11 protein-coding genes are annotated in these 18,235 nt (G+C 67.6%); 6 read left to right on the plus strand and 5 right to left on the minus strand.

Annotation, left to right across the window (positions count from 1 at the left end; translation table 11 throughout):
• Positions 1-337: 337 nt before the first annotated feature.
• Positions 338-8,878: an RHS repeat-associated core domain-containing protein gene (locus ACWEOO_RS20605; RefSeq protein WP_452144342.1), complete on the plus strand. Its 8,541-nt coding sequence runs from the start codon at positions 338-340 to the stop codon at positions 8,876-8,878.
• Positions 8,875-9,633: a hypothetical protein gene (locus ACWEOO_RS20610; protein WP_452144343.1), complete on the plus strand. Its 759-nt coding sequence runs from the start codon at positions 8,875-8,877 to the stop codon at positions 9,631-9,633. Before ACWEOO_RS20605 ends, ACWEOO_RS20610 begins: the two co-directional genes overlap by 4 nt.
• A gap of 286 nt (positions 9,634-9,919) precedes the next feature.
• Here the strand turns inward: ACWEOO_RS20610 and ACWEOO_RS20615 are convergent, their stop codons facing one another.
• The 3 genes from ACWEOO_RS20615 to ACWEOO_RS20625 all read right to left on the minus strand — a co-directional run bounded on the left by ACWEOO_RS20615 (position 9,920) and on the right by ACWEOO_RS20625 (position 13,349).
• On the minus strand, positions 9,920-10,894 hold the full coding sequence (locus ACWEOO_RS20615) for a zinc-binding dehydrogenase (RefSeq protein WP_452144344.1): 975 nt from the start codon (positions 10,892-10,894) through the stop codon (positions 9,920-9,922).
• A gap of 167 nt (positions 10,895-11,061) precedes the next feature.
• Complete coding sequence (locus ACWEOO_RS20620; RefSeq protein WP_452144345.1) at positions 11,062-12,411, minus strand: GH1 family beta-glucosidase; 1,350 nt, start codon at positions 12,409-12,411, stop codon at positions 11,062-11,064.
• Positions 12,408-13,349, minus strand: a complete 942-nt coding sequence (locus tag ACWEOO_RS20625; RefSeq protein ID WP_452144346.1) for an aldo/keto reductase — start codon at positions 13,347-13,349, stop codon at positions 12,408-12,410. The genes ACWEOO_RS20620 and ACWEOO_RS20625 overlap by 4 nt, the downstream gene beginning before the upstream one ends.
• A 75-nt stretch (positions 13,350-13,424) precedes the next feature.
• Here ACWEOO_RS20625 and zapE point away from each other — a divergent pair, with 75 nt between their 5' ends.
• From zapE to ACWEOO_RS20640, 3 genes are read left to right on the plus strand one after another with little or no spacing between them, the layout of a single operon-like run.
• The gene (zapE, locus tag ACWEOO_RS20630; RefSeq protein WP_452144347.1) at positions 13,425-14,441 is read left to right on the plus strand and encodes a cell division protein ZapE; all 1,017 of its coding nucleotides are present in this window, start codon (positions 13,425-13,427) and stop codon (positions 14,439-14,441) included.
• A gap of 12 nt (positions 14,442-14,453) precedes the next feature.
• Complete coding sequence (locus ACWEOO_RS20635) at positions 14,454-14,906, plus strand: hypothetical protein (protein ID WP_452144348.1); 453 nt, start codon at positions 14,454-14,456, stop codon at positions 14,904-14,906.
• A gap of 14 nt (positions 14,907-14,920) precedes the next feature.
• Positions 14,921-15,790, plus strand: a complete 870-nt coding sequence (locus tag ACWEOO_RS20640) for a polyphosphate kinase 2 family protein (protein ID WP_452144349.1) — start codon at positions 14,921-14,923, stop codon at positions 15,788-15,790.
• Positions 15,791-15,809: 19 nt separating this feature from the next.
• On the opposite strand, the gene ACWEOO_RS20645 is transcribed toward ACWEOO_RS20640, so the two are convergent.
• On the minus strand, positions 15,810-16,895 hold the full coding sequence (locus ACWEOO_RS20645; protein WP_452144350.1) for a Clp protease N-terminal domain-containing protein: 1,086 nt from the start codon (positions 16,893-16,895) through the stop codon (positions 15,810-15,812).
• On the minus strand, positions 16,895-17,122 hold the full coding sequence (locus tag ACWEOO_RS20650; protein ID WP_359929173.1) for a ribbon-helix-helix protein, CopG family: 228 nt from the start codon (positions 17,120-17,122) through the stop codon (positions 16,895-16,897). Before ACWEOO_RS20650 ends, ACWEOO_RS20645 begins: the two co-directional genes overlap by 1 nt.
• A 123-nt stretch (positions 17,123-17,245) precedes the next feature.
• Here ACWEOO_RS20650 and ACWEOO_RS20655 point away from each other — a divergent pair, with 123 nt between their 5' ends.
• Complete coding sequence (locus ACWEOO_RS20655; protein WP_452144351.1) at positions 17,246-18,235, plus strand: aldo/keto reductase; 990 nt, start codon at positions 17,246-17,248, stop codon at positions 18,233-18,235.

An 18,235-nucleotide genomic window follows, 5' to 3' on the forward strand; every position in this document is an offset into this window, starting at 1 on the left:
CGGCTCGGCAACCGCAATCCGCGATTTCTGCAGGAAGATGCAATTCGCCTGAAGACCAGCCCGATTCGGCGCGGATCCGCTTAAGCTTCTGCCGACCTAACCGGGTCCACTCGGGGGAGTTGACTGGTTAGCTGGGGGTCTTGTGCGCCGCTTCCGCACTGTCGTTCACCTTGTCCTGCTCGCGTTGATCGGCACCCTTCTCGCCCTCGATTCATCCGCAACGACACCGAGTCCCGCGGCCGCTGCGCCGCCGCCCACGAGCGCGACCGCTGACACTGCAACGCCGGCCCTGCAGCCGGCTGCCGGGCAGTTCGTGCAGGTCCCCAATGCGACGGTCGTGAACGCGGCGTCTGTGGCCGCCGGTGGTGTGGTGACCGCGACGGTCACCGGTGCGAACGGCGTACCGGCAGCTGCTCAGGTCAGCGCCGTTGCCGTGCAGATCAGTGCGGTCGGCGTCTCCGCGGCCGGATGGGTGCAGACCTATGCTGCCGGCACGACGCGCCCGTCAGACAGCACGACCAGTTTCGTGACGGGCCGGTACACGGCGACGTACGACGTCGTGCCGGTGTCGGCGACTGGCCAGATCAGCGTCTACTCGAGCGCAGCATCGACGGTGTACGTGCGCCTTCGCGGCTACTACACCTCGGCTGCGGCAACCACAGCAGGTGCGACCTTCGTGCCGCTCCCGCCGACGACCGTCGTCAACAACCTTTCTTTGGCCACCAACGGCACGTACACCCACACCTTCGCCGGCGCCAACGGCATCCCCGCGACCGCCAACGTGGCGGCCGTGGCGGTATCCGTGGTCGCGTCCGCATCGACGGCCGCAGGTTTCCTGCGCACCTATCCGGCCGGTACGACCGCGCCGGCTGACGCCTCGGTCTACTACCCGGTGACCGTGAACCAGGGCAACTACGAGACGGTCAAGCTGTCGGCCGGAGGACAGGCCACCTTCGCAGCAACCGGAGCGACGCATCTCTACGTCAGGTTGCGCGGCTATTACCTGGTGCCGACAGCCACCACCTCAGGGTCTACGTACATACCCGTCGCGCGGGTGTCCGCGGTCAACGGGGTAGCCCTGGCGACGGCTGGCACAACTACGGCCGCGCTGGCGGGCGCGAACGGCGTACCGGCCGCAGCAGCGGTGTCGTCCGTCGCAGCGAACGTCGACGCAAGTACGCCGACCGCCGGCGGCGTGATCACGGGCTACCCGGCAGGCACGACGCGGCCTTCGGATGCGTCGGTCTATTACGCCAGTGGGGTCACCACCCAGGGGCATGACACGCTGGGATTCTCGACGGCGGGACAGACGACCTTCTACGCGAGCGGCGCGGCCAAGTTGTACGTGCGGCTACGCGGGTACTACCTGAAGGCGACCGCGCCGCTAGCACCGACCTCTGTGACCGCCGTCGGCGCCGATGGATCGGCGAATGTCCAGTGGGCTACCCCGAAGGACGGCGGCTCACCGATCACCGGGTACACGGTCACCGCGAACCCTGGGGCAATCAAGATGACCGTCGGGCTGGCCAACAGCGCGACCATCGGCGGTCTGACGAACGGCGTCCCGTACACCTTCACCGTCCAGGCGATCAACGCGGTCGGGACCGGACCGGCCTCGGCGGCGTCGAAGGCGATCGTGCCGATGGGTGGCGAGGTGCTCTACGCCCACGACCTGAACGGCCGCGTCAAGGCCGCCTTCATATCTGACGGCACGGGTGTCGAGTACGTGTACGACACGGTCGGCAATATCACCGCGACCACGAGATTGCCGGCCAACGTGCTGAAGATCGTCAAGACCGGGAACCCTGAGGTGACGCCCGGCGACGAGTACGAGGTGTACGGCACCGGGTTCGGTCTGGACCCGACACAGGTGAGCGTCTCGGTGGGCGGGGTCAACGCACCGATCAAGACCCTTCGGCGTAACCACATCACGGTGTCGATCCCCGCCGGTACGACGAGCAGCGGTGTGACTGTGACGGTCGGTGGAGCCACCATCGGCGCTGGGAACGTCGCCGTACTGGTAGCGCCGCAAGTGTCGACGTTCAGTCCACTTGTCGCCGACCGCGGCGCAACTGTGACGATCACCGGCTCCAACTTCGCACCGAGCACGACCGGCAACACGGTAACCGTCAACGCGATGAAGCTCCAGGTGCTGACGGCGACCCCGACGAGCCTGACCGTCAAGGCGCCGACGTTCGGGCTCGCAGGCAAGGTCTCCGTCCGTACGAAGGGCGGGACGGCGTCGTCCACGGGCCATCTGGCCGTCGTCCCGGCGCCGTTTCTCGCCGTTGATGTCGCAGGAGCACCACACACGACGATCGGTACGCCGAACACGATCAACCTGACGACGTCCAACCAGATCGCGCTCGTCACCACCGACGGCACGGCGGGCAAGCGATTTGGCTACAAGGTCGACGAGACGATCAACGGCTGCTACGAGGCGCACATCTGGGGACCGGACCGAAGCGCTGTGTACGCGGAGGAGGAGTTGTGCGGGACGCAGTACATCGAACTGCCCCGCACGGCTGCCACCGGGACGTACCTGCTCGAACTGGATCCGCGCGACCCGACCACCGGCAGCTTCACCGTCACGGCGCAGGAGAGCGCCGACGTCACCAAGGCGATCACCATCGACGGCGCGGTGGGCAGCATCACCACCACGGTGCCGGCGTCACATCCGGTCTTCACCTTCACCGGAACCAAGGGCCAGTTGGTCTTCACCAGTCTCGGGGCGTCGGGCGCCGCCCTGATCGTGGACAATGCCGTGCTCTGGGGCCCGAGCGGCCAGAAGCTCAAGGAGTCGGGTCAATTCGTCGGTACGTCGTCGGTCAACTACCTGCCGGCCGTCTCGCTGCCCGAGGACGGGACGTACACGCTCGACTTCGACCCTGCTCGTTTCGACGTGGGGACCTTCACGGCGCATGTCACCACGGTGCCGGCACCGGTGACGGCGACAACCACGATCGATGGTGCCGCGGGACGCCTGACGATCACGAAGCCGGGTCAAACCGGCTCTGTAAGTTTCACCGGTGAGCAGGGCAGACTCGTACACATCGACTTCGCGTCGACCACCGTCACGAGCGGTACGGTGTCGGTGCGCGCTCCGGACGGCTCGTTCCTGTACCGCGATCTGTTGTGGCCGACGTTCCTGCAGTACATGGCCGACCGGTACACGCTGCCCCAGGCCGGTGAGTACATCCTCCTGCTCGAACCCGGCGGCACGCAGACCGGGACCATCGATGTGAAGGTCAACTCGATCCCGGCCGATGCCGTCTACACAACCGTCGTCGACGGACCTGCCAAGTCGGTGGCCAACACGGTGCCCGGGCAATCGGCGCGACTGACATTCACCGCGGCGGCAGGGCAGCGGGTCATGGTCACCTGCGTCCATGATCCCGCGCACGACACCGACGTCACGTACGACCTTCTGGACCCGTCCGGGGCACGTGTCGAAGGCGGCTTCTGTGGCGACTTCGACAACGGAATCCTCTTCGACACCCGCGCTATGACTGCGGGGACTTGGACAGTTGTCGTCGATCCTGAGGGTTCGTTGGTCTACGGCCCGACCCTGCAAGTGGTCTCGGTTCCAGCCGACTTGACGGTGAGCTCCGCACTCGGCTCGAACCCCGCCGTGACGCTCGCGCCTGGTCAGAACGCCACCGTGACCTTCCCGGTCGCCGCCGGCCAGCGGTTCTTCATCGGGTGCACGCTGGCGACCGCGAGCCAGGAGTTTGCGGTCAGCTTCCAACTGCTGCAGCCGGACGGCACCCGCCAGACGACGCAGAACTGCTATTCGTCGAACCAGGGACAACTTTTCGACACCACGACCTCGGCGACGGCAGGTACCTGGAGCATCAAGGTCGACCCACAACTGAACGCGACGTCAAGCGCGACGCTCCGGCTGATCGACGTAGCGGCGGATGTGGTGAAGCTGGCGACCGTCGGTGGCGCCGGGGTGACCGTCGCCACCACCGCTGGACAGTCCGGTCGCATCACATTCACCGGAGCCGCGAGCCAGAAGATCAAAGGCACCGTAACTTCGGAGAACTATCCGTCGGTCGGCGGTAGCTTCGAGCTGCTGGACCCTGCCGGTACTCGGCTGACGTCGACTTTACTGGCGACGGGCGGGTCCCTGACGTACACGTTGCCGTCTGCCGGAACATACACACTGCTGGTCAACCCGGTGTACGCCGACGCGGGGTCTGCGACCGTAACGATCGCGAACACGACTCTGGCTGCTGTACCGACATCACGTGAGGCGCCCGAGCATCGCAACACCGTCAACGGCTCGGAGCCGGAGGAAGAGCCCAGCTCGCCGCCCGTCTACCCGCGGCGCCGGGATGCCCTGCTGACGGGGAAGATCCTGCGCACCGACGGCAAGCCGCTTGCGGGCGTGACTGTGCGGGTCGCCGACCGTTCGGTGAAGACGAAAGCGGACGGATCCTTCGTCCTGAGCGGGCTCCCGCAGGGCTCGTACCTGTTCGTGATGGACGGGCGGACAGCCTCGACCCGGACCACGAAGTACGGATACTTCGATGTTCAGGTCAACCTCCGGAAGGGACGTAACAAGCTCTTCTACCAGCCGTACCTACCCATCCTCGACACGGCGAACGAGGTGTCGATCGCTAGCCCGACGACCGCGCCGGTGGTAGTCAAGACGCCGAAGGCCAAGGGCTTGGAGCTGCACCTGCCGGCCGGCGTTCGGATCACCGACGCGGACGGCAAACCTGTCACCCGGGTGGGCATCACGCCGATCCCGGTCGACCGCACACCGATCCCGATGCCGAAGGGCGTCCAGGTGCCGGTCTACTTCACGATTCAGCCCGCCGGCGGCGAGATCCACGGCGGCAAGGGCCAGCTCTACTACCCGAACTACCTGAACCAGAAGCCCGGCACGGAAATGAACTTCTGGACCCACGAGAAGTACGCCGAGGGCTGGGAGGTCTACGGCCACGGCAACGTCACGTCGGACGGCACTCAGGTGAAGCCGTCGTACGACACCGGAATCGAGAACTTCGACGGCGCGATGATCAACGTCCCGGACTGGCTGGAGGCGCTGACCAAGGGCGTCGTCGAGGCGCTCGGGTCGGCCGGCGACCCGATCGATCTGGGCACCGGGCGGTTCACGTACACGCAGTCCGATCTGTCGCTGGGCGGTTTCATCCCGATCGAGGCGCAGCGGGCATACAACTCCGGCGACGGGCGGGCACGCCCGTTCGGCATGGGGACGATGGGGACATACGACACGTTCCTGACCTCGAAGAAGCAGTGGGAGGAACTCGACCTCAACCTGATCGACGGCACCCAGGTCCATTACGTTCGTACGTCACCTGGCAATGGCTGGTCCGACGCCCGCTTCGCGGCAACCGGGACCTTCGGCCAGTTCGCCGGTTCCACAGTCGCCTGGAACGGCAACGGCTGGGACCTGCGACTCCGCGACGGCACGACGCTCGTGTACGGCGACCTCGCCCCGCTGCAGTCGATCCGCGACCGCTTCGGCCACTCGATCAAGATCCGTCGCATCGCCAAGAACTCGTGGGGCAGCCAGATCGGCGCGATCGTGTCGGTCACGTCGTCGGAAGGCTACTGGCTCGCCTACGACTACAACACTGCCGGCCAAGTCACCGCCATCCACGACAACGCGGGCCGCACCGTCTCCTACACCTATGACAACGGCTTGCTGAAGACCGTCACGGACGTGAACGGAGGCGTCACGACGTACGGCTGGGACACGTCCAAGCGCCTCACCACCATCACCGACGCGAAGAACCAGCTCTTCCTGACCAACACCTACGACAACAACAACCGCGTAACCCAGCAGAAACTCGCCGACGGCAGCCTCTACAAGTTCGACTACACCCTCGACAGCGCGGGCAAGAGCGTCACCAAGACAACCGTCACTGACCCCGCCGGCGCCATACGAGTGGTCGAGTACGACGCGTCCGGCTACCTCACCAAGGACACGAGCGCCGTAGGCACTGCGGTTGAACGCGGCTACACCGTCGAGCGCGACCCGTCCACCCACCTGCCGCTGAAGTCGACGGACACCAATGGCCGGACAATGGTCAGCACCTACAACGCCGACCAGCAGGCGACGTCGACCACAGTCTCCCTAGGAACCGAGCAAGAGCAGGAAACGGCGACCTACAACGGGCCCGAGGGTGCGATGGACTCCACCACCGATGCCCTCGGCAACACCACGCAGTTCACCTTCGATGCCGCGGGCAACGTCGCTACGACGACCGATGCCGAAGGCCGCAAGATCACCTTCGAATGGAACAGCGACGGCCAGCTCGTCAAACAGACGCCGGAGGGCGCCGGTTCGACGACGTACGAGTACCAGGACGACGCGCCCGCAGCGGTTACAGACGGCCTCGGCCGCCGGACGACCTACGCGATCGACGAGCTGGGACGGAGGCGCGAGACAGTTGGCCCGGACGGAAGTGTCTCGAGCATTGAGTACGACGCCGCCAACCAGGTCCTGTCGACCAAGGATCCGATGGGCGCGCTCACGACGTACACCTATGACAAGAACGGCAATCAGGAGTCCCTGAAGGACGCCCGCGGTGGCACCACGCGTTGGACCTTCGACGTCATGGACCGAGCGACGGAGATGACCGACCCGATTGGCAAGTCGACCACGTACACCTATACCGCTCTCGGCCGGCCGGAGACCTCGACGGACCGGCGTGGCCTCACCACGGAATACCGGTACGACGATCTGCAGCGTCACATGTTCACCGGCTTCGGGCGGACAGGGGCTCCGGGGGCGTACCAGTACCAGTCGACGCTCACCTCGGTGTACGACGATCACGACCGGCTGGAATCGGTCACGGACTCGACACCCGGCGCGGGATCGGTCGTCTACACCTACGACGGTCGAGACCGTGTCGCCACCGAGACCACGCCGCAGGGCACGGTCACGAGGGAGTGGGACGACGCAGGCCGATTGAAGACGCTCAAGGTGCCCGGCCTCCCGGACACGAGCTACACATATGACAAGACTGACCGGCTGACTGGAGTCACACGCGGCGCAGTGGCTGCGTCGTTCGGATACGACTCGGTCGGACGGCTGAAGACCCAAACGCTGCCTGGCGGCATCGTTCGGACGGCAGACTACGACGCCGCCAGCGGCTTGAGCCGACTGAGCTTCACCTCGGGAGCAGAGCAGGTTGGCGACGTCAGCTATCACTACGATGCGGCGGGCCGGCTGGACCGGACCGGTGGTAGCTGGGCGCAGACAGACCTACCCGCGCCGGTGGCGAATGCGCAGTTCGATGCGGCGAACCGACTTACGTCTCTGGATGGGGTCACCCGAGCGTACGATCCGGAGGGCAACCTGACTTCGGACGGGAGCTCGACCTACACCTGGAACGCACGAGGCGAGCTCACCACGACCGCCGGCGCAGCAGGTTCGTCGCAGTTGCGCTACGACGCCTTGGGCCGCCGGATCGGGACCACCATCGGTGGTGACACCTGGAATCTCAGCTACGACGGCGACAACCTGCTAGCCGCGGACGGACCAGGCGCTGCCGACGCGACGTACCTGTCCGGCCTCGGAACGGACTCCGCGTTGGCTCGCGTGGACGGTCTCGACGGCCTCGGTGGAGCCTCGGCGCTGTTGACCGACCGCCAAGGCTCGGTGCTGGGTCGGACGGATCCTGGTGCAGCGACGCTGGCGGCGCAGTACACGTACAGTCCGTATGGCGCCGCTCGATCCAGCCTGGCAGGTGACCAGAACCCGGTGCGGTACACGGGGCGCGAGTCGGGACCGGGAACTCCCGCGGGGCTGCAGTTCAACCGCGCCAGGTGGTATGAGCAAGGGACCGGCCGCTTCCTCTCGGAGGACCCCGCCGGCTTCGCGGCTGGAGACCCAAACCTTTACTCCTACGTGGGCGGCGATCCGGTCGACGCGACGGATCCCAGCGGCCAGATCGCACAGTTCGTCGTAGCCTGCGCCGGCGGCGGGCTGACGAACACGATCGCCGGCGTACTGCTCGGCCGCAAACACACCACCGGCGACTACCTCCGCGGCCTGGCCAAGGGCTGTGGCGAGGGCGTGCTGATGTTCGGCGCCGGAAAGATCCTCAGCGTCGGCCTCCGCGCCGTGAAGCCGCTCGCCAAGGAAGCAGAGGCGCTGAGCCAGCTTCGCGGCGCCGCATGCAGCTTCGCCGGCGAGACACAGGTCTTGATGGCAGACGGTACGAAGAAGCCGATCTCCAAGGTCAAGCTCGGAGAGGAGGTGCTCGCGACCGATCCCGAGACGGGGGAGCAAAGCCCACATCGGGTCGTCGCGCTGATCGAGCATCCCGACGAACTGGTCGATCTCGAGGTCGGTGAATCGGTAGTGAGGACGACCGAGGACCATCCGTTCTGGAACGCGACCGACCAGCAGTTCGAGCCTGCCGCCGAACTCGATCCCGGGGACGAAGTCCAGTCGGCCCAAGGCGATCGCATCACCATCGGCGGCTTGAAGGCAGAAACCTCTCACCGCGCCACGGCGTACAACCTGAGTGTCGAAGGCATCCACACGTACCACGTCGGTGCCGACGAGGTGCTGGTCCACAACACCTGCGTCATTCCCAACATCACTGCGCGCGGGCTCCAGCACTCGTTCGGGCGCCACTCGGCCCAATGGTTCGGCCGGCCGGTTGGAGCTGGGAAGGCGGACGAATGGGCGGATCTGATCGACCGAGCCTCGAGGAGCGGGAAGGTCTTCTCATGGTCGAGCGGGTCGACCGCGACACAGGCGCACTTGGCGCGGATTGACGGCAAATGGTTCGTCGCTCAGTTCGACCGGGAGACCGGTGACCTGGTGACAGCATTCGTACCCACTAACAAGCAGTTGACTGCCATGCTGCGACTATTGGGCAAGTGACCATGGACGCGCTGTACCCGGACCCGCCGCATCTGACGATTGCGGTGTGGGTGGCTGAGAACGAGGAGGTCGCCTTCGGGCGTTCATGTGACGTTGTGGATGAGTTCGGGTGTTTGCCATCAGGCATCGTTGAGGTTGCTTCACGGGGGCAGCGGTTCGCGATGGTGCAAGACTTGGAGGACCGCTCGGTGGTGCAGCTCAGCGCTGCGGACTTTGAGTCGATGGTCCATGGAAGGAACCCGGTAGCGCGCTCGCTGAAGGCTGGATACCGCGGCAGGGGACTGGGCACCGTGGTCGTTGAGCATCTGCTCGGGACGGAGGCGGAGACGCATCCGGTGGCGGTCTCGGTGTCGGCCGGGGCCCTGGGAATACCCGCGGGGCTGTGGAGGTCGAAGGACCGGAGGTCGGCGTACAAACTGGCCGGCCGGGCGACCGACGTTCTGCGGGAGCTGGCCAGCCGTACCGGGGCGGCGTACGGGGCGATCGCGGTCGAGGAGACCCTCCCGACTCCCAGCGCTCTCCGCGACGGCGCTCTAATCGGCAGCCTCCCGTTCCTGTCGGCCAACCTTCCAATTCGGGTCCAGGACAAGTTCCGCGCTGCTTTCGGCCGAACCCAGGCCGTTAACTGGGCCGACGGCACCTTCTTCCCGGGCTGGGAACCTTTCGCTGGAGGCAAACCACCTACCTTTGACCGAGTTGCCCTGGCAGCAGCCTCAGCCGCCCTCGGCAACGCACTCGCGGTGGACGCGAGCTAACTGGCCCCACCTGAAGGTGCTGGAGGTTCTGCCGGATGCGTACGAGGTGTTCGCGCGGATCTGCGTGCGTAGTACTGGCCGATGTTGCGGCGGGTGGATCCGTACCGCGACCGGATCTGACGCCGGCCGAGATGCCGCAGCTCATCGGAGCCCGACGGAGAACTGCAGGCAGCCGAGACGGCTGCGGATCGGAAGTTCCTGACCGCAGCCGACGACTGGCACAACGCTGCGCCGACGAACCATCGACCGAGCTCAACCTGACAGGCGACTGAACGGCTCCGCGCTGTCAGGTGAGGAGCACGACCTTGCCGGTGGTGGCTCGGGTTTCTAGAGCGTGGTGGGCGGCTGCGGCTTCGGAGAGGGGGAAGGTTGTGGTCAGGGCCTTCCAGTGGCCGGTGGTGGTTTCTTCGAGGGCTGCGGATTCCAGGGCTCGGAGCTGGCGGGTTAGCTTGGCGCCGATTGCCCAGCCGGCGGTCAGGCCTCGGGTCATCAGGTCTTCGTGGGTGAACTCGATGGGGCCGCCGCCGGACCAGCCGAACATCAGGGCTCGGCCGCCGGTGCCGAGGAGGTTGAAGGCTTGTTGGCCGTTGGGGCCGCCGACGCCGTCGAGCAGGAGGGTGATCTCGCGGTCGCCGAGTTCGGACTTCAGTGTTGTGGCCCAGTCCGGGTCGCGGTAGTCGATGGCGTACTGCGCCCCGAGCGAGCGGACCGTTTCCACCTTCGACGCGCCGCCGGCCAGGCCGATCGCCACCGCGCCGGCGTTGCGGGCGGATTGGATCAGGTAGCTGCCGATTCCGCCCGCCGCGGAGGTGACGAGTACGACGTCGTCGGCGGTGAGATGCGCCTGCTTCAGGATCCCGGCGGTGGTCCGGCCGGTGCCGATCGCGGCGACTGCCTGCGCGGCGTCGACGTGGTCGGCCAGCTCGTACAGTGACTCGACCTTCGCCACCGCGCGTTCGGCGTACCCGCCCGGCACCATGCCCAGATGGACCACGACCCGCTTGCCGATCCACGACGGGTCGACGTCGGGGCCGACCGCGCTGACCCGGCCCGCCACCTCGCGGCCCGGTACGGTCGGCAACGAAGGCACCGGGATCGGGCTGTCGTCGTTCGTGCCGGCGCGGATCATCGTGTCGACGAGATGGACCCCGGCCGCCTCCACCTCGACGAGCACCATGCCGCTGCCCACAACGGGATCCGGCACTTCCTCGTACACCAGGTTCTCCGCCGGACCGAATTCATGCAGTCTGATTGCTTTCATGACCGTCACGCTAAAACCTCAATAATGCTTGAGGTCAACCTCCGCCATGGCGGAAGGGCGGACGTGGGGCACTCAGCAAGTGGGCGGTAGCGGCCTTCAGGACGCGAAACGCCGTGGTTTCGTGGAGTTGTTGAGTGCTGGCGGTCCGGGGATCGCGAGTGGCCGCGTCAGTCGCGAAGGAAGTTTTCCAGCCAGCGGCCGCTCTTCTTGACGATGCGTTGCTGGGTTTCGTAGTCGACGTACACGATGCCGAAGCGGCGGCTGTAGCCCCAGGACCATTCGAAGTTGTCCAGGAGTGACCAGGCGAAGTAGCCCTTGAGCGGGAAGCCTTCGGTGACCAGGTTCTGGCAGGCGGCGACGTGTTGCTGGAGGTAGTCGAGGCGCTCGTCGTCCTCGACCGCGCCGTCGGCGTTCACGAAGTCCGGGTACGCCGACCCGTTCTCGGTCACGTACAACGGCAGGCCCGGGGCCATCTTGTTGATCGTCACGAGGATGTCGCGCAGCCCGCTCGCCTGGATCGGCCAGCCCATCTGGGTGACCGGGAGACCGGTGTCGACGGCAACAACGTTCTCGCTGCCGGGTTGCGTGGATGCGACCAGCGACGAGATCGGCCCGTCCGGCGCGGCGACGGTGGTCGGGCAGTAGTAGTTGACGCCGATGAAGTCGAGCGGTGCCGAGATCACCGAGAGGTCGGCGGACTGCTCAGCGAACCACGCGGTCGTCCCGGTGTCTTCCAGTACGTCGGCCGGGTACGCGCCGGACAGCAACGGCTCCAGGAACAGCCGGTTCCGCAGCCCGTCGATCCGGCGGGCGGCGTCGCGATCAGCAGGGGAGTCGGTCGCGGCGTGGATCGGCGCCGGGTTCAACGCAATCCCGTACGTCCCGCCCTCGGACCGGATCGCGTCGAGCGCCAGCCCGTGACCGAGCAACAAGTGATGCACAGCCTTCAACACCCCGGCGCCCTCGGTCCGCCCCGGCGCGTGCTCGCCGTTGCCGTACCCGAGGAACGCCGAGCACCACGGCTCGTTCAGCGTCATCCAGTGCTTGACCACGTCCGACAGTGCGTCATGTGTGACGGCGGCGTAGTCGCGGAACCGCTCGGCCGTGTCGCGCACCAGCCAGCCGCCGGCGTCCTCCAGCGGCTGCGGCAGGTCCCAGTGGTAGAGCGTCGCGTACGGCGTGACGCCGTTCGCGAGACACGTCTCGGCGAGCCGCCGGTAGAAGTCCAGTCCGGCGGCGTTCACCGAGCCGGATCCGTCCGGGACGATCCGCGGCCAGGCGATCGAGAAGCGGTACGCGTTCAGCCCGAGGTCCGCCAGCAGCCGGATGTCCTCGGCGAACCGGTGGTAGTGGTCGTCCGCCACGTCACCGTTGGTGCCGTCCGCGATCCGGCCGGGCGTGTGCGCGAACGTGTCCCAGATGCTCGGACCGCGCCCGTCCGCGGCGACCGCGCCCTCGACCTGGTACGACGCGGTCGCCGCGCCCCACGTGAATCCGCTCGGGAAGCCGTTCGTCACGTCGTCTCCTTCTCCACCCAGTACTGCTTGTTCGGCAGCAGGCTACCTAACCGGTTAAGCAGCTCCTCGGGCAGGTCCACATCCCGGGCAGCGAGCAGCGCGTCGACGCGGGCCGGCTTGGTGATGCCGACGACCGTGCCGGCGATGCCCGGGTCGTCCGTCGAGTGCCGGAGCGCGGCCGTCGCGAGGTCGATCCCGTACTCGCCGCACGCCTTGTCCAGCTCCGCCACCGCCTCGAGCAGCGCGGGCGGCGCCTCACGGTAGGCGTACTTGGTGGCGCCGGCCGGGTTGGCGAGAATCCCGCCGCCGTAGATCGCGGCGTTCACCACCGCGATGCCTTCCGAACGGGCGCGCTCGAAGATCCTGCCGGCCGAGTGGTCGACGAGGCTCCACCGGTTGTGCACGAGCAGTACTTCGAAACCGCCGAGATCGAGGTAGCGGGACAGCTCCCGGGTGTCGCCGCCCGCGAGCCCGACGTGCCCGATCTCCCCGTCGGCACGCAGTTGCATCAAGGTGTCGACGGCATCCCGCATGGACTCGAAGTCATGGGCCTCCGGATCGTGCAGGTACACCAGTGGCAGCTCGTCCAGACCCAGCCGTTCCTTGCTCTCGGCAACACTCGCCCGGACCCGCGCGCCCGAGTAGTCGCCATCTTTCGCGTCCACCTTCGTCGCGACGAGAAAGCCGGACGGCAGTCCGCCGTACTCCCGGATCGCCTGGCCGATCCGGGTCTCGCTGGCGCCGTCGCCGTACCCGTTGGAGGTATCGATCCAGGTGAGCGGGCTGTCGAACACCCGCAGTACCAGGTCGATCGCCTCCTGCGAGGTGACGTCGTACCCGAACACCGCGGGCATCCCCGCGATGCCGCTGCCGCCCGCACAGACGGCCGAGACGGTCAGACCGGTGGAACCAAGGGGCCGCAGCCAGTTGTCAGTCATGGGCCGGAGCCTACGGCGAACGCGTCAGGGTCACACGAGGCTTTCCAGTCCTTGGCCTGGCTTAGGGTGGGGCGCATGGTGGTGCGGTTGAGTGAGCGGACGCCGGTCGTGAGTTCGGATCGGTTGTTGTCGGAGTGTGTGCCGCCGCCGCGATTCGCGGACGTCAGGTTCAGCACGTATCGCCCGGACCCGGAGGAGCCGTCCCAGGCCGAGGTGCTGATCGTCCTGACCGAACGCGCCGCGCACCTCGCAACGCCCCGACCCGCTCCAGCCCGTTCCCTCTGGTCCCGGTTCCGGCCCGCCCCGGCAGCCCCAGGCAAGCCGGGCGTCTATCTGGACGGCGGATTCGGCGTCGGCAAGACTCATCTCCTCGCATCGCTGTGGCACGAGGCGGCCGGCCCGAAGATGTACTGCACGTTCGTCGAGCTCACCAACCTGGTCGGCGCGCTCGGATTGCGCACCGCGGTCGAGGTGCTGTCGTCGTACCGGCTGATCTGCATCGACGAGTTCGAGCTCGACGATCCCGGCGACACGATGCTGATCTCCCGGCTGCTGGGTCAACTGGTCGAGGCAGGCGTGGAGCTCGCCGCCACCTCGAACACGCTGCCCGACAAGCTCGGCGAAGGCCGGTTCCAAGCGGTCGATTTCCTCCGCGAGATCCAGAGTCTCGCCGCCCGGTTCGACGTACGGCGGGTGGACGGCCCGGACTACCGGCATCGCGGGCTCCCGGTGGCGCCGGACCCGTGGCCGGACGAGAAGGTCGAGCAGGAGGCCGCGCTCCGGGCGAACGCGTCCTGCGACCACTTCGTCGACCTGCACCGGCACCTGGCCGAGCTACACCCGAGTAAGTACGGCGCCCTGCTGGACGGCGTCGAGACCGTCGCGATCACCGACGTCCGGCCGCTGAGCGACGAGAACGTGGCGCTGCGGATCGTGGTGCTGGCCGACCGGATGTACGACCGGAACCTGCCGCTGCTCGCCGGCGGGGTCCCGCTCGACCAGCTGTTCTCGGCCGAGATGCTGAAGGGCGGCTACCGCAAGAAGTACCTGCGCGCGCTGTCGAGGTTGATCGCGTTGGCCCGCGCGGCATGATTCCCTGAGCACATGCGGAAAGTCCGGCTCGGCGCTGCCGTCGTACTTGCGATCTTCTTCGCCTGGCTGGTCTGGCGGGCGTCGACGGACGACGGCTTCCGCTTCATCTGGAACCGCGACGAAGGCGAGTTCGTCGTGTTCGTCGGCGCGGTCGGCCTGGCGTCCCTGGTGTTGTACGCGACCGGCTCGCAGCCGCGTGGCTTCGCCCGGGCCGGCGGCCGGTGGATGGTCCGCGCGGCCGGGTACATCTGCGGCGCGGCAGCGTTGATGCTGGTCGCGCTGGGCGCCGGTACGGCGTACTACGACGCCACCGACTGCCCGACCGGCGACGGCGACTGCCTCTCGCTGCTTGGCGGCATGGTGTGGAGTCTCGTCTCGCTCGCGGTCAGCGCCATCGCGGTCGTCGTAATCGAACTGGTGTTGTGGCGGCGCCGCCGCAATACCGCGGCGATCGAGGACCGATGAGGCAGGATGAGCAGATGGCGAAGCAGAAGAAGGGCCAGAAGGCGGCCGGTGGGGGACTGCGGGAGCAGCTGCGGGTGCCGGTCGGCGAGGTGGACCTGACGACCTACGACACCCGCGCGACGCCGGGGTTCAGCGGCACTAAGGACGACGGCAAGCTCGCGCTGGAGAACCTCGGGTCCGAGGTCTCGGACTGGCAGGAGCGGCTGTTCGCCGAGGGACGCACCGGCGGTGAGCGGAGCGTCCTGCTGGTGCTGCAGGGGATGGACACCTCCGGCAAGGGCGGGGTGATCCGGCACGGCGCGGGGCTGATGGACCCGCAGGGCCTGAAGATCACGTCGTTCAAGGCGCCGACGCCGGCCGAGAAGCGCCGCGGGTTCCTGTGGCGGATCCGGCAGGCGGTGCCGGGCCGGGGGATGATCGGGATCTTCGACCGGTCGCACTACGAGGACGTGCTGATCGCCCGGGTGCGCGAGCTGGTCACGCCGAACGTGTGGACCCGGCGGTACGACCAGATCAACGACTTCGAGGCCGAGCTGACCGCGAGCGGTGTGACGATCGTGAAGTGCTACTTGCACATCTCGCCGGAGGAGCAGCGAGTCCGGCTGCAGGCCCGGCTCGACGACCCGACCAAGCACTGGAAGTACAACCCCGGCGATGTCGACGAGCGGCAGCTGTGGCCTGACTACATGGACGCGTACCACGCCGCGATCGAGCGCTGTAACACGGCGGACGCGCCCTGGTACGTCATCCCGAGCGACCGCAAGTGGTACCGCAACTGGGCCGTCACGACGATCCTCCTCGAGACCCTCGCGGAGCTGAACCCGCAATGGCCGGCGGCCGACTTCGACGTCGCCAAGGAGAAGAAGCGGCTCGCCGCGACCTGAGCCCGGGTCGGTGAGCTGCTCAGCCGTCGGGGTCGATGTGGTGGCGCCTGAGCAGCTCGCGGAGCGTGGCCACCTGCTCGTGCAGGCGCTCGTTCTCGTCCAGGACGGCGTTGAGCTCCGCGAGCAGGTGATGCCGGCGGCCGTACGTCGTCCAAGTGTTGCCGGGGTCCTCGGAGAGCATGCCGGTGACGAGTGACTCCGACCGCTGCCGCCAGTTCATCCGCTTCTCGAGCTTGCGGCGGACCTCGTCGGTGCTCTCGGCGAGCTTGGTGACGATCTGCCCGCCGACGCCGTCGCCGTCCTGGAGGACGCCGAGCAGCAGGTGCTCCGGGCTGACCTGCTCCGCGCCGCGGGCCCGCGCCTCGCCCCAGGCGAACTCGAAGGTGCTCTTGGCGCGCGGCGTGAACGGGATCGCTCCGGCGGACGCCCCGCTGCGACCGCGGCCGATGATCTCCACGACCAGGTCCCGCACCGCCGGCGCCGTGATCCCCAGGTCGGCGAGCACGCGCGCCGCGACGCCCTGCCCTGACGTGATCAGCCCGAGCAGCAGATGCTCGGTGCCGACGTACACATGGTCGAGGCTGCGCGCCTCCTCCTGGGCCAGCACGATCACGTGCCGCGCCGCTTCGCTGAACTGCTCGTACATCGGATCTCCCCTCCACCAGTCCTGTAGCAGGTCACCGAGACCGTCGAGCAACTCGATCTGCAGCTGCTCCTGCAGGTCCTCGGGCGTGACCGGGTGATGCTCGAGCCGGCTGCGGACGAAGGCCGCGGCCTCGTCGCTGCCGGCCTTGCCCGCCGCGATGCGGTCGAGGAACTCGTCCACGTCGGTCACCGGCTCGAGCTGCAGATCAGCCCGGTTCAGCGACACGAACTGCAGCACGACTGCCATCGCCACGACCCGGTTGGCCCCGTCGAACGGTCGCGCCCGCACCAGCCCGGCGAGCAATGCCCCCGCCGCCTCGGCCAGCCCGCCGGTCGCCCGTACGTCGTCCAGCACCCGGTCGATCGCGTCGAGGTCCGACCGCCGTACGACGTCGTCGGACGCGCAGCGCAGCACGCGCGCGGCGACGGCGAGAACGTCGTACCGCCCGAGGTAGCGCATCAGTCGTCCCCGCGCAGCCGGCGTAACGACTCCTCGTGCCGCACGAGGTTCTCCTCGAGCAGCGCGCTGAACCGGTCGTCCTGACGGCGCTGGTCCACCAGCGCCGCGATCGCCTCGCGCGCCACGTCCGACACCGAGCGACCCTCCACCGCGGCCACGGTCTGCAGCCGGTCGGCGAGCTCCGGGTCGAGCCGCAGCAGGATGTTCTTGGTCGCGTCCTTCGCCATAGCTAGCAAGATATCACGCTATCGCCGAGAGGCACTGGGAGTACCTGGACCGAGAGGGTCTCCCTGCCGGTGGGCCTCCACTCCTACGGTGAAACCAAGAGCATCCCGGCCTGAGGAGACACCATGCATGTGCGTACGCTCGGTCAAGGTCTGCAGGTGTCCGCGGTCGGTCTCGGCTGCATGGGCATGTCGCAGAGCTACGGCCCCAACCCCGGTGACCGCGACGACATGATCGGCGTGATCCGGTACGCCGTCGAGCACGCCGGCGTCACCTTCTTCGACACCGCCGAGGTGTACGGGCCGTACGTCAACGAGGAACTGGTCGGCGAGGCCCTGGCGCCGCTGCGCGACCAGGTGGTGATCGCGACCAAGTTCGGGTGGGACATCCAGGACGGCAAGATGGTCGGGACGAACTCGCGCCCGGAGCAGATCCGGCGGGTCGCGGACGAGTCCCTGCGGCGGCTCGGGATCGACGTCATCGACCTCTTCTACCAGCACCGGGTGGATCCCGAGGTGCCGATCGAGGACGTCGCCGGGGCGGTCGCCGAGCTGGTACGGGCCGGGAAGGTGCGTCACTTCGGCCTGTCCGAGGCGGGCGCCGCGACGATCCGCCGGGCCCACGCCGTCCATCCCGTCACGGCCGTGCAGAGCGAGTACTCGCTGTGGACCCGGGACCCCGAGCCGGAGGTGCTGCCCACGTGTGCCGAGCTCGGCATCGGGTTCGTGCCGTTCAGTCCGCTGGGCAAGGGATTCCTGACCGGCACGGTCGGTACGTCGACCGAGTTCACGGCCGGCGACATCCGCACCAGGGTGCCGCGGTTCGAGGCCGACAACCTGAGCGTCAACGAGGCCCTGGTGAGCTACGTCCGGTCCCTCGCGGAGCCGAAGGGCTGTACGCCGGGGCAGGTGGCGCTGGCCTGGCTGCTCGCCCAGCAGCCGTGGATCGTTCCGATTCCCGGCACCCGTCGTCGCAGCCGGGTCGACGAGAACACCGGCGCGACCGCGATCGCGCTGTCGGCCGACGAGATCGCCGACCTCGATGCCCTGGCCGCCCGCGTCGGTGTCCAAGGTGACCGCTACAACCCCGCCGGCATGGCCATGGTCGGTCTCTGA

This window comes from Kribbella sp. NPDC004138 (assembly GCF_053603655.1).

Coding starts and splice junctions, on each gene's coding strand:
- ACWEOO_RS20645 (WP_452144350.1), bottom strand. CDS start 16,895: ATGCGCTACCTCGGGCGGTACGACGTTCTCGCCGTCGCCGCGCGCGTG.
- ACWEOO_RS20635 (WP_452144348.1), top strand. CDS start 14,454: ATGCGGAAAGTCCGGCTCGGCGCTGCCGTCGTACTTGCGATCTTCTTC.
- ACWEOO_RS20650 (WP_359929173.1), bottom strand. CDS start 17,122: ATGGCGAAGGACGCGACCAAGAACATCCTGCTGCGGCTCGACCCGGAG.
- ACWEOO_RS20625 (WP_452144346.1), bottom strand. CDS start 13,349: ATGACTGACAACTGGCTGCGGCCCCTTGGTTCCACCGGTCTGACCGTC.
- zapE (WP_452144347.1), top strand. CDS start 13,425: ATGGTGGTGCGGTTGAGTGAGCGGACGCCGGTCGTGAGTTCGGATCGG.
- ACWEOO_RS20615 (WP_452144344.1), bottom strand. CDS start 10,894: ATGAAAGCAATCAGACTGCATGAATTCGGTCCGGCGGAGAACCTGGTG.
- ACWEOO_RS20655 (WP_452144351.1), top strand. CDS start 17,246: ATGCATGTGCGTACGCTCGGTCAAGGTCTGCAGGTGTCCGCGGTCGGT.
- ACWEOO_RS20640 (WP_452144349.1), top strand. CDS start 14,921: ATGGCGAAGCAGAAGAAGGGCCAGAAGGCGGCCGGTGGGGGACTGCGG.